Origin of the sequence: Crenalkalicoccus roseus (genome assembly GCF_004761865.1) — a bacterium.
Classification (GTDB): Bacteria; Pseudomonadota; Alphaproteobacteria; order Acetobacterales; family Acetobacteraceae; genus Crenalkalicoccus; species Crenalkalicoccus roseus.
On the sequence record NZ_SJDM01000005.1, the window covers coordinates 59,733 to 71,392 of the forward strand.

The following is an 11,660-nucleotide window of genomic DNA, read 5'->3' on the forward strand; positions in this document are numbered from 1 at the left end:
ATGATCCGGCGATGGGCGAGATCAGGCTGCTGCTCGAGCTGGCGGGAGAGGCGGCGCTGCTGCTGTGGGGCCTGCACATGGTCCAGAGCGGCGTCCAGCGGGCCTTCGGCAGCCGGCTGCGCCAGGCGCTCGGCATCGCCCTGCAGAGCCGCCCGCGCGCGCTGCTGGTCGGGCTTGGCGTGACCGCGGCGCTGCAGAGCAGCACGGCGACGGCGCTCATGGTCACCTCCTTCGCCGCCGCCGGCGCGGTGGCGCTGGTGCCGGCGCTCGCCGCCATGCTCGGCGCCAATCTGGGCACGGCGCTGATCGTGCAGCTCCTCTCCTTCGAGCCGCACGCGCTGGCGCCGGCGCTGGTGCTGGCCGGCGTCGTCGCCTTCCATCGCGGCAGCCGCAGCCGCACGCGGGATCTCGGGCGCGTCGCCATCGGCCTCGGCCTGATGCTGATCGCGCTCCGCCTCCTCTCCGTCACCATGGCGCCGGTCGAGACCTCCCCGACGTTGCGGGCGGTGCTCGCCGCCCTGGCCGACCATCCGCTGCCCAACCTGCTGCTGGCGGCGGGCATCGCCTGGGCCGCGCATTCCAGCATCGCCGGCGTGCTGTTCGTCGCCTCGCTCGCCGGGGCGGGGGCGGTCGGGCCGCAGGCGGCGCTCGCCATGGTGCTCGGCGCCAATCTGGGCAGCGCGATCAACCCGCTGCTCGCGGCGGGCGGCGATGCGCGCGACCGGGCGCGGCTGCGCCTGCCGGTCGGCAACCTGCTGAACCGCCTCCTCGGCGCGCTGCTGGCCCTCGCCCTGCTGCCGCAGGCGGCGGCGCTGCTGCACGCCCTCGACCCCGTGCCGGCGCGGCTGGTGGCGAACGCGCACCTCGCCTTCAACCTGGCGACCGGCCTGCTGGCCCTGCCGCTGCTGCCCGCCCTGGCCCGCCTGCTGCAGCGCGCCCTGCCCGAGCGCCCGCCGGACGAGGAGGAGGGACGGCCGCGCTACCTCGACGAGGCGGCGCTGCGCACCCCCGCGGTGGCGCTGGCCAACGCGGCGCGCGAGACGCTGCGCATCGCCGACGCGGTGGAGGCGATGCTCAAGGGATCCGCCGCGGCCTTCCGCGGCGAGGACCGGGAGGTGGCCAAGGAGGTCTCGCGCACCGACGACGTGGTGGACCGGCTGCATCGCGCCGTGCACGCCTACCTCGCGCGCATCCCGCGCGAGAGCCTGGGCGACGAGGACGGGCGGCGGCTGCAGGAGATCCAGACCTTTGCGATCGCCATGGAGCACGCCGCCGACGTGGTGGAGCGCGACCTGGTGCGCCACGCCGCGAAGCGGCTGCGGCGCGGCCTGGCCCTCGGAGCCGGGGAGATGCGGGAGATCGAGGCGCTGCACGCCGCGCTGCGGGAGCAGCTCCGCCTCGCCGTGGCCGTGTTCATGCTGGAGGACGCCGAGGCGGCGCGGCGCCTGGTGCGCGGCAAGGAGGCGCTGCGCGCCGCCGAGCGGGAGGCGGCGCGGCGCCTCGGCGGGTCGGGCGGCGCCACCGCCTCGCTGATGCTCGACACGGTGCGCGACCTCCGCCGGGTCGGCGCGCACTTCGCCTCCGCCGCGCATCCGCTGCTCGAGCGCCGGGGCGAGCTGCTGCCGAGCCGGCTGGCGGCGGAGGCGGAGCTGATGGAGGCGGAGCGCGCCCCGGACGGCGAGGAGGCGGCGCGGCCGGCGGTATCGCCAGGCCCACGCGCCCCATAGGCGGGGCGGTCCCGGCCTCCGCGCTCCGCTCTACCCGCCCTCCGAGAGCGGCGGCACCTCGCCAATCCGCTGGCGCAGCGCCTCCACGTCGCTGCGGCGCGGATGCGCGGTGCCGGCGCTCATCACCGCCGCCGCGCCCGCCGCCATGCCCCAGGCGAAGGCCTCGTGCGGCGGCTCGCCGCGCGACAGCGCCAGCACCATCGCGGCGAGGAAGCTGTCGCCGGCGCCCACCGCGCCCTGCACCGGCACGTCCAGCGCCGGCAGGCGGAGCGTGCCCTCCCGCCCCGCCAGCAGCGCGCCCTCATGGCCGAGCGTCACCGCCACCAGCTCCGCCGCGCCCTCGCGCGCCAGGGCGAGCGCGGCCTGCCGCTGCTCCTCGGGCGAGGGCAGGGGGCGGCCGATCAGCGCCTCGAACTCGCCCCGGCTCGGCTTGATGAGGGCGAGGCCGTGGCCGAGCGCCGCCTTCAGCGCCGCGCCCGAGGTGTCGAGCACGAAGCGCCGGCCGCGCTGCGCCGCCGCCCGCGCGGCGCGGGCGTAGAAGTCGCTCGCCACCCCGCGCGGCAGGCTGCCGCTGGCCACCAGCCAGCCGCCCGCCTCCTCCTCCATCGCGGCGAAGGCGGCGGCGCACTCGCTCTCCCGGATCTCCGGACCTTCCGGGACGAAGCGGTATTCCTGCCCCGCCGAAAGGTCGTGCACGGTGTGGCTGATGCGGGTGCGGCCGGCGATGGGGACGGAGCGGCGCGGCACGCCGCCCTCGTCCAGCAGTTCCTCGAGGAACCGCCCGCTCACGCCCCCGGCCAGGATGATCGCCAGCGTCTCGCCGCCGAGCTCCCGCAGCACCCGCGAGACGTTCACCCCGCCCCCGCCCGGATCGAAGGTCTCGTCCCGGGTGCGGATCTTGCGCACCGGCCGCACCGCCTCGGCATAGGCGGCGATGTCCACGGTGGGGTTCAGCGTCAGGGTGAGGATCCGATCGGCCATCGGCAGGTCCCGGCTGGGGGCATCCCACGCCGGAGCCGGCGCGGAGGATGCGCGAGGGGGGTCAGAGGGCCGGAACGGCCGGAGGATGCGCAGCGCCTCCGCGCGCCGTTCCGCTCGGCGCGATGCTACAGCGCGATCCGTCCGCGCGGACCACGCTTCCGCCTTTGTTGAGCGGCCGCCTCGCCGCTCCGGCCCGGCGCCGCCTCACTCCGCCGCCAGCGCCCGCCTGGCGACGGCGGCGAGATAGCGGCTTGCGACCGGCAGGATCGCGTCGTTGAAATCGTAGCAGGGGTTGTGCAGCTCGCGCCCGTCCTCGGCCGGGCCGTTGCCGATCCAGACGAAGCAGCCGGGTACCTCCCGCAGGAACCAGGCGAAATCCTCCCCCGTCATGGCGGGAGCGAGGTCCCGACGCACTTCCGTCACCTCCGCCGCCGCCGCCGCCGCGAGGTCGCGCTCGGCCGGGTGGTTGGCGGTGACCGGCACGCCGGGGCGGATCTCCACCGCCGCCTCGAGACCGAAGGCGGCGGCGATGCCCGCGGCGACGCGGCGCATGCCCGCCTCCAGCGTGGCGCCCGCCGCGTCGCGCAGGAAGCGCATGGTGCCCTTCAGCACCGCCCGCCGCGGCACCTGGTTCTGCGCCTCCCCCGCCTCGGCGATGGTCACGCTGATCACGCCGGCATCTAGGGGGTCGAGGTTGCGCGCCACGATGCTCTGCAGGGCGACGATGCAGTGCCCGGCGCCGAGCATCGGGTCGCGCGTCAGGTGCGGCAGGGCGGCATGGCCGGCATGGCCTTCGAAGGCGATCTCGAAGCGCGCCCCGGCGGCCATCACCGGCCCCTCATGCACCGCCACCGTGCCGGCGGCGAGGCCGGGCCAGTTGTGCCAGCCGAAGATGCGCTCCATCGGGAAGCGCCGGAACAGCCCGTCCTCGATCATGGAGCGGGCACCGCCGCCGCCCTCCTCCGCCGGCTGGAACACCAGCCGGACGGTGCCGGACCACCCCTCGTCGGCGAGCAGCAGCGCCGCGGCGCCGAGCAGGGCGGCGGTGTGCCCGTCATGGCCGCAGGCATGCATCACGCCGGGCACCGTGGAGCGGTGCGGCAGGCCGGGATTGGCCTCCTCGATCGGCAGCGCGTCCATGTCGGCGCGCAGCCCGACCGAGCGGTTGGAGGCGCCACCGCGGCGGATGGTGCCGACCACGCCGTGCCCGCCCACGCCCTCCGTCACCTCCACCCCCATCTCCCGCAGCCGCGCGGCGACGAAGGCGGCGGTGGGCGCCTCCTGCAGGGTGAGGGCGGGGTTGGCGTGCAGGTGGCGCCGCCAGCGGGTGAGGGATTCGACAAGGGCGGGATCCATGTCCAAGGTGTAAGGTGGCGGCCGCGGCGTCGCCAGCCCCGCGCGCGGAACCGTTGCCCCCGCCCTGCTTTTCAGGTCCGTGACATTGCCTCTCGGTCGCCTCCGCCTGATCCGCCCCGGCGCGGCCGTGGCGCTCCTCCTGGTCCTGCTGTTCGCGGCCCCGGGCCCGGCGCAGGAGCCGCAGGAGATCCCCTACGTCGTGGAGATCGCGCCGACCGGGAACGGCACCCTCGACGAGGCGCTGGCCGAGGTCTCGCGGCTGGTCCAGCTTCGGGAGGAGGCGCCGACCACCGCCTTCGGCATCGTCAGCCGCGCCGCCGAGGATCTCGACCGCCTCGCCCGCGCGCTGCATTCCGAGGGCTACTGGGGCGGCACGCTGCGCATCCTGATCGGCGGCATGCCGCTCGGCACGCCCGACCTCGCCGACCGGCTGGAGGCGGTGGCGGCGCGCCCGGTGCCGGTGCGCATCATCGCCGAGCCCGGCCCGCGCTACACCATCGCCAGCATCACCCTCCGCGCCGACAGCGCGGAGGGCGCCACGGCGGTCGCGGCCATCGCCGAGGAGCCCTTCGGCCTCGCCCCCGGCGACCCGGCGCGCGCCGAGCCGATCCTGGCCGCGGAGCGGCGGCTGCTCGACCGCCTGCTCGCCGCCGGCCACCCCCTCGCCACCGTGGCGCGGCGGGAGACGGTGGTGGATTTCGACCGGCGCAGCATGGAGGTGACCTGGATCCTCTCCCCCGGCCCGGCCGCGGTCTTCGCCGCGCCGGCGGTGGAAGGGGCGGAGCGGGTGGACCGCGCCTTCCTCACGCGCTTCGCCGCCCGCCTGGCGGGGGAGCCCTACAGCCCGCGGCGGCTGGAGCGGGCGCGGCGGGAGATGATGGGGCTCGGCGCCTTCGCCTCGGTCAGCGCCCGGACCGCGGAGCGGCTGGACGAGGCGGGCCGCCTGCCCGTCACCTTCGTGGTGTCGGAGCGGCCGCGGCGGGCCATCGGCGTCTCCGCCGCCTACGAGACCAATTTCGGCCCCACCTTCCGCCTCTACTGGGAGCACCGCAACCTGTTCGGCCGCGCCGAGAACCTCAGGCTGGAGGGGGAGGTGGCCCGCCTCGGCACCGCCGGGCGGCTGGTGGAGGACACCACCTACCGCGCCTTCGCCACGCTGCGCGCACCCGGCCTGTTCGGCCGCGACCTGGCGCTGATCGGCACGCTCGGCGCGCTGCGCGAACGGCTGGACGCCTATGACCGCGATGCGGTCCTGGCCTCGGTCCTGGTCGAGCGCCGGCTGACCGAACAGCTCACCCTGCGTGCCGGCCCGACCGCCGAGTTCGGCTCGGTCGGACCGCCCGGCGGATCGCTGCGCCCCTACCAGACGGTCGGCCTGCTGTTCGGCGGCCGCTGGGACAGCACCGACAGCCTGCTCGATCCGGCGCGCGGCTGGCGGCTGGACGGCACCGTGACGCCGAGCTGGAGCATCCGCGAGGCCGTTCCCTTTGCGCCACTCCGCCTGACCGCCACCACCTATCGCGACCTGTTCGGCGACCGGCGCAGCATCCTGGCGCTGCGCGGCACGGTCGGCTCGCTGCTCAATGCCGGGCGGCTGGAGGTGCCGCAGCACCAGCGCTTCTTCGCCGGCGGCGGTGGCTCGGTGCGCGGCTACGACTTCCAGTCCATCGGCCCGCGCGACGCCGCCGGGCGGCCGCTTGGCGGTGCGAGCCTGCTCGAGCTCAGCGCCGAGTGGCGCCAGCGCATCACCGAGAGCTGGGGCGCGGCGGCCTTCGTGGATGCGGGCACGGTCGGCAGCGGCCTGCTGCCGGACACCTCCGAGCTGCGCGTCGGCGTCGGCCTCGGGGCGCGCTACTACACGGTGATCGGCCCGATCCGCGCCGATGTGGCGCTGCCGCTGGTGCGCCAGCCCGGCTCCTCGGGCTGGGGGTTCTACATCGGCATCGGGCAGGCCTTCTGATGCGCCGGCGCCTCGCCCTCCTGCTGGTCCTGCTGCTGCCGCTGACGGCGCTCGGCGTCGCGGCGCAGGACCGCCAGGACCGCCCGGGCTTCCTGGAGCGCCGACTGGAGGCGCTGGTGCCCGGCCTGCGGGTGGAGGGGCTGAGCGGCGTCTGGCGCGCCACACCGACCGCGCGGCGCATCACCCTGTCCGACCACGAGGGCGTGTGGCTGAGCCTGGAGGCGGTGCGGCTGAGCATCGCGCCGACCGCGCTGCTGCGCGGCGTGCTCCGCTTCGAGCTGCTGGAGGCGGAGCGGGTGCGGGTGGCGCGGCTGCCGCGGGCGGACCCGGCGGCGCCCGCCCCCGCACCGGCGCCCGCCGATCCGCAGGCCGGGGTGCTGCCGGCCCTGCCGCGCCTGCCCGTGGACCTTGCCCTGGAGCGGCTGGCGGTGGAGCGGCTGGAGCTGGAGGAGGCGGTGCTCGGCCAAGCCGCCGCCTTCGCCGCCACCGGCGCGGCGGCACTGGAATCCGACCGCTTCGCCGCGGATCTGGCGCTGCGCCGGCTGGACGCGGAGGGCAGCGCCACCGTGGACATTGCCCTTGTCCCGGCCGAGGACCGGCTGCGCGCCGAGGTGGTGCTGCGGGAGCCGCCGGGCGGGCTGGCGCCGACTCTGCTCGGCCTGGCCGAGCATCCGCTCACGCTGGATCTCCGCCTCGCCGGGCCTGCGGCCGGCGCCGACCTCTCGCTGCAGGCGGCGCTCGGGCCGGAGATCGCCGTCGAGGCGCAGGGCGTGGTGCGCGCGCTCGCCGACGGCAGCTACGGCGCCCAACTCGCCGGCGAGGCGCGGGCCGCGCCGCTGCTGCCGGCGGAGTATGCCGGCCTCGCCTCGCCGGCCCGCTTCGCCCTGGACGCCGAGCGCCCGGCCGCGGGGCCGCTGGCCCTGCGCCGGCTCGACCTGGAGGTCCCCGCCGGCAGCGCCGCGGTCACCGGCACGCTCGACATCGCGCGCGAGGTGCCGGATCTGACCATCCGCCTGGCGCTGGCCGAGGCCGCGCGCTTCGCCGGGCTGCTGCCCACCGGCCTGGGCTGGGAGGCGGTGCGGGCCGAGGCGCGGGTCACCGGCACCCTGGCCGCGCCGCGGATCCGGCTGGAAGCGGCGCCGCAGGGGCTGGCGACCGGCGTGGCGCAGGCCGATGCCGTGCTCGGCCCCGCCCCCCTCCTGGCCGGGGAGGTCGTCCTGCCCGGGCCGCGCCTCGACCTCGCCGTGCAGGGGGCGGAGGGGCGGCTGGCGCTGGCCGGCACCCTCGCCGAGCCGGTGGACCTCGCCGCCCGCCTCAGCCTGCCGCGGCTCGAGGTGCTGGGCGCCGGCTCCGAGGGCGCGCTGGAGGCGGAGGCGCGGGCGCAGGGCGCGCTGGCCGATCCGGGCGTCACGATCGCCGCCCGCTCGGCGCGGATCGCGGCCGCCGGACGGGTGCTGGAGGGCCTGGTCCTGAACGCCCGCATCGAATCCCCGGCCAGCGCGCCACGCGCCGAGGCGGATCTCGCCGCCACGCTGGACGGCCAGCCCCTGGGCCTGGTGCTGCGCGGCCTGCCGGAGGGCACCCTGCTGCGCCTCGAGCAGGCGGAGGCGCGCTTCGGTCCCGCCCGGCTCGCCGCCGCCGGGCTGCTCGACCCGCAGGCGCTGCTGTTCGACGGCACGGCGCGCCTCGACATCCCCGCGCTGGCGCCGCTCGCCCCCCTGGCCGGGCTGGAGGGGCTGCAGGGGCGCCTCGCCGCCGAGGCGCGCCTTGCCCCGCGCGACGGCGCGCAGGGCTTCGACGTCACGCTCGAGGCGCCGAGCCTCGCCTACGGCGGGGTTTCCGGCCGGCTGCGGGCCGCCGCTCAAGGCACGCCGCAGGCCCTGGGCTGGAGCCTGCAGGCCAATGCCGAACAGGGCGCGCTCTCCGGCCGCGGGCGGCTGGAGGCGGCCAATGGCGGCTGGCGGGCGGACCTCGCGGCGTTGCAGGCCGAGGCGATGGGCGAGACGCTGCGCCTCGCCGCGCCGGCGCGGGTGACTCTGGAGCCGGGCGGGGGCATCGCGCTCGGCCAGACCACCCTGGCCCTGGCGCGCGGCGGCCGGGCGCAGGCGGCAGGGCGCTGGGGGCCGGAGCGGGCGGACCTGACCGTCACCCTCTCCGCCATCCCGGCGGCGCTGGCCGGGCGGTTCCTGCCGGGCATGGAGCCGCGCGGCAGCCTGAACGGCACGGTGCGGGTCACCGGCCCGGTGGCGCAGCCGGAGGTGCGGGCGACGCTCGCCGGCACCGGCCTGCAGCCCGGCGCGCCCTGGGCGGCCGGCCTGCCGGCGATCGGCCTGCGCGCCGAGGCGTCGCTGACCGGCGGCGCCGCGGAGGCGCAGGCGGTGGTGGAACTCGGCGCCGCCGGGCGGGTGACCGCGACGGCCCGGCTGCCCCAGGGCTTCGGCGCGGAGGCGCCGCTCGCCGCGACGCTGGATGGCGCCCTGACCCTGGCGCCGCTCGCCGGCCCCTTCCTGGCGGCGGGCGCGGACCGGGTCACGGGGCGCCTCGCCCTGGCGCTGCGGGCGGGGGGAACGCTCGGCGATCCGCAGCTCGGCGGCACCGCCAGCCTGTCCGGGGTGGAGTACCGCAACCCGGTCCATGGCGTGCGGATCAGCGACATCAACGGCACCCTGGCGGCGGAGGGCACCAGGCTGGTGATCCAGCGCCTGCAGGGGCGCACGCCGGGCAACGGCACCATCGCGCTCCAGGGCGGGGTGGATCTCGGCGCCGAGGGGCTGCCGGCCGACCTGACGCTGACCGCGCGCAACGCCCGGCCGGTGGTCTCGGACCTCCTCACCGCTACGCTGGACGCCGATCTCCGCCTCGACGGACCGGTGACGGGCGGCGGCCTGCTCGCCGGCCAGGTGCGGGTGCAGCGGGCGGAGATCCGGGTGCCGGACCGCATCCCGGCCAGCGTGCCGGTGCTCGAGGGGGTGCGGGTACGCGGCACGCCGCCGCCCGGCGCCATCCTGCCGCCCGAGGCGCGGCCGCGCGAGCGCCCGCCCCCGGCTGCTGCTGCGCCGCGGCCGCCGATCCGGCTCGACCTCACCCTCTCGGCGCCGCGCGCCATCTTCGTGCGCGGCCGCGGGGTGGATGCCGAGCTCGGCGGCGAGGTGCGGATCGCCGGCACCGCCGACGCGCCGGTGCCGCAGGGCGCCTTCACCCTGCGCCACGGCACGCTGGACGTGCTGGCCCGCCGCCTCACCTTCAACCGCGGCACCATCGGCTTCACCAGCGGCACGCTGACGCCGCAGCTCGACCTTGCGGCGCAGTCCCGGGTGCGCGCCACCACCATCACCATAGCCGTGCAGGGCACGCCCGCGGAGCCGCGCATCACCCTTTCTTCCTCGCCGGAACTGCCGCAGGACGAGATCCTGGCGCGGCTGCTGTTCGACCGCCCGACCGCCAACCTCTCGCCCTTCGAGATCGCGCAGCTTGCCCAGGCGCTCGGCCAGCTCGCGGGCATTGGCACCGGGCCCGGGGTGATGGACCAGCTCCGCGGGGCCCTCGGCCTCGACCGGCTCGGCCTCGCCGCCGGGGAGAACGGCCGCGGCCCGGCGGTGGAGGCCGGCCGCTACGTGGCGCCCGGCGTCTTCGTTGGCGTCCGCCAGGGCACCCAGGGGGGACGGACCGGCGTCGGGGTCGAGGTGGAGCTGACGCCGCGGCTGAAGCTCGAGGGCCAGACGGCGACAGGCCCGGCCGGCGAGCGGCTGGGCCTGTCCTACGAGTTCGAGTGGTGAGGGCGCGCCCTACTCCGCCGCCGCGTCCAGCACCCGCTCCCAGGCCGGGTTGAGCAGCGCGCAGCCGGCGCCGAGGCGCGCCCGCGCGGCGTGGTACTCGCGGCGGTAGCGTGCGACCAGCTCCGCCGCCGGCGGGATGTCCGTCACCGCGCCGATGCCGTGGCCGGCGCCCCAGATGTCCTTCCAGCGCCGCCTGCTGCGGTCCTCGCCGAAGCTCATCGCCGAGGGGTCGGAGCTGGGCAGGTTGTCCGGGTCGAGCCCGGCGCGGCGCAGCGAGGGCTTCAGATAGTTGCCGTGCACGCCGGAGATGAGGTTGGTGTAGACGATGTCCTCGGCGCCGCACTCCAGGATCATCTGCTGCTGTTCGGGCTGCGCGCGCGCCTCCCGCGTGGCGATGAAGGCGCTGCCGATGTAGGCGAAGTCGGCGCCCAGCGCCTCGGCGGCGAGGATGCTGCGGCCGTTGGCGATGGCGCCCGACAGCGCGATCGGGCCGTCGAACCAGGCGCGCGTCTCCTGCACCAGCGCGAAGGGGGAGAGCGTGCCGGCGTGCCCGCCCGCGCCGGCGGCGACCAGCACCAGCCCGTCCGCGCCCTTCTCGATCGCCTTGCGGGCGAAGCGCTGGTTGATCACGTCGTGCAGCACGTGGCCGCCGTAGGAGTGCACCGCCTCGTTCACCTCCGGCCGCGCGCCGAGGCTGGAGATGACGATCGGCACCCGGTGCCTGACGCAGACCGCGAGGTCGTGGTCCAGCCGGTCGTTCGACTTGTGCACGATCAGGTTGATGGCGAAGGGCGCGGCCGGGCGGTCCGGATGCCGCGCGTCGTGCCGGGCGAGCCGCTCCTTGATCTCGGCGACCCATTCCTCGAACTGCTCGGCCGGGCGGGCATTGAGCGAGGGCATGGCGCCGATGATGCCGCTGGCGCACTGCGCCACCACCAGGTCGGGCACCGAGACGATGAACATGGGTGCGCCGATGGCGGGCAGCGAGAGCCGCCCCTTCAGCGTGTCGAGCAGGGACATCCGGGACTCCTCGGGGGTGTTCGTCAGGCCTTGGGCTTCAGCACGCCGGCGAGGATCGCCTGCGTCTCCGGCGAGAGCAGGCGCTGCGCGAACAGCGCGCCCTCCTCCTCGATGCGGGCCAGGATCTCCTCCTGGTCGCGGCACAGCAGGGACTTGGTCAGGCGCAGCGCGGCGGGGGGCTTGTCGGCGAGGCGGCGCGCCACCTCCATCGCCGTCGCCTCCAGCTCGGCGCGCGGCACGACGCGGTTGACGAGGCCGATCTCCGCCGCCCTGCGGGCATCGAAGAAGTCGCCGAGCAGCAGCAGCTCCGCCGCCCGGTGCCGTCCGCACAGGCGCGGCAGCAGCAGCGAGGAGCCGAGCTCCGGCACCACGCCGAGATCCACGAAGGGGGTGCGGAAGCGCGCCTCCTCCGCCGCGATCACGATGTCGCAATGCAGCAGCATGGTGGTGCCGATGCCGATGGCGAGGCCGCCGACCGCGGCCACCACCGGCTTCTCGTAGCGCACCAGCGCGCTGTAGACGCGGCTCGCCGGCTTCACCCCGCCATCCTGCGGGCGGTTGCGGAAGTCGTTGATGTCGTTGCCGGCGGTGAAGGCGTCGCCGGCGCCGGCGAACAGCACGCAGCGCACGGCCTCGTCCCGCGCCGCGCCCTCCAGCGCGTCGGCCATGGCGTCGTACATGGCGCGGGTGAGCGCGTTCTTCTTCTCCGGCCGGTGCATCTCGATGCGGCAGACCCCGTCCGCCGTCGAGACGCGGATGTGTTCGGACATCATTCCCTCCTGCCCGCCCCGGCCCGCGAGGGGTCGCGGGAGCCGGCCCCATAGCAGGGCGGCGGCGGGC

7 protein-coding genes are annotated in these 11,660 nt (G+C 76.8%); 3 read left to right on the forward strand and 4 right to left on the reverse strand.

What is annotated here, in order from left to right:
* The first annotated feature begins 11 nt into the window (after positions 1-11).
* Positions 12-1,727, forward strand: a complete 1,716-nt coding sequence (locus ET526_RS06480) for a Na/Pi cotransporter family protein (protein WP_135466872.1) — start codon at positions 12-14, stop codon at positions 1,725-1,727.
* 30 nt (positions 1,728-1,757) lie between these two features.
* Here ET526_RS06480 and ET526_RS06485 read toward each other — a convergent pair whose 3' ends face one another.
* Positions 1,758-2,708: a 1-phosphofructokinase family hexose kinase gene (locus tag ET526_RS06485; RefSeq protein WP_135466873.1), complete on the reverse strand. Its 951-nt coding sequence runs from the start codon at positions 2,706-2,708 to the stop codon at positions 1,758-1,760.
* 204 nt (positions 2,709-2,912) lie between these two features.
* Positions 2,913-4,064, reverse strand: a complete 1,152-nt coding sequence (locus ET526_RS06490; protein WP_135466874.1) for an amidohydrolase — start codon at positions 4,062-4,064, stop codon at positions 2,913-2,915.
* Between the two features lie 127 nt (positions 4,065-4,191).
* Between ET526_RS06490 and ET526_RS06495 the strand changes: the two genes are divergently transcribed.
* Together ET526_RS06495 and ET526_RS06500 are read left to right on the forward strand one after the other, a co-directional pair.
* Positions 4,192-6,024: an autotransporter assembly complex protein TamA gene (locus ET526_RS06495; RefSeq protein ID WP_240048286.1), complete on the forward strand. Its 1,833-nt coding sequence runs from the start codon at positions 4,192-4,194 to the stop codon at positions 6,022-6,024.
* Positions 6,024-9,800: a translocation/assembly module TamB domain-containing protein gene (locus ET526_RS06500; protein ID WP_135466875.1), complete on the forward strand. Its 3,777-nt coding sequence runs from the start codon at positions 6,024-6,026 to the stop codon at positions 9,798-9,800. The genes ET526_RS06495 and ET526_RS06500 overlap by 1 nt, the downstream gene beginning before the upstream one ends.
* 9 nt (positions 9,801-9,809) lie before the next feature.
* Here ET526_RS06500 and ET526_RS06505 read toward each other — a convergent pair whose 3' ends face one another.
* Together ET526_RS06505 and ET526_RS06510 are read right to left on the reverse strand one after the other, a co-directional pair.
* A complete protein-coding gene (locus tag ET526_RS06505; protein ID WP_135466876.1) occupies positions 9,810-10,820 on the reverse strand; it encodes an NAD(P)H-dependent flavin oxidoreductase in 1,011 nt (336 codons plus the stop codon).
* 23 nt (positions 10,821-10,843) lie between these two features.
* A complete protein-coding gene (locus ET526_RS06510) occupies positions 10,844-11,590 on the reverse strand; it encodes an enoyl-CoA hydratase (RefSeq protein ID WP_135466877.1) in 747 nt (248 codons plus the stop codon).
* Between the last annotated feature and the right edge of the window lie 70 nt (positions 11,591-11,660).

Bases quoted from the DNA above. Each gene is read 5' to 3' on its own strand.
- ET526_RS06480 (WP_135466872.1), top strand. From the start codon at position 12: ATGGGCGAGATCAGGCTGCTGCTCGAGCTGGCGGGAGAGGCGGCGCTG.
- ET526_RS06485 (WP_135466873.1), bottom strand. From the start codon at position 2,708: ATGGCCGATCGGATCCTCACCCTGACGCTGAACCCCACCGTGGACATC.
- ET526_RS06490 (WP_135466874.1), bottom strand. From the start codon at position 4,064: ATGGATCCCGCCCTTGTCGAATCCCTCACCCGCTGGCGGCGCCACCTG.
- ET526_RS06500 (WP_135466875.1), top strand. From the start codon at position 6,024: ATGCGCCGGCGCCTCGCCCTCCTGCTGGTCCTGCTGCTGCCGCTGACG.
- ET526_RS06505 (WP_135466876.1), bottom strand. From the start codon at position 10,820: ATGTCCCTGCTCGACACGCTGAAGGGGCGGCTCTCGCTGCCCGCCATC.
- ET526_RS06510 (WP_135466877.1), bottom strand. From the start codon at position 11,590: ATGTCCGAACACATCCGCGTCTCGACGGCGGACGGGGTCTGCCGCATC.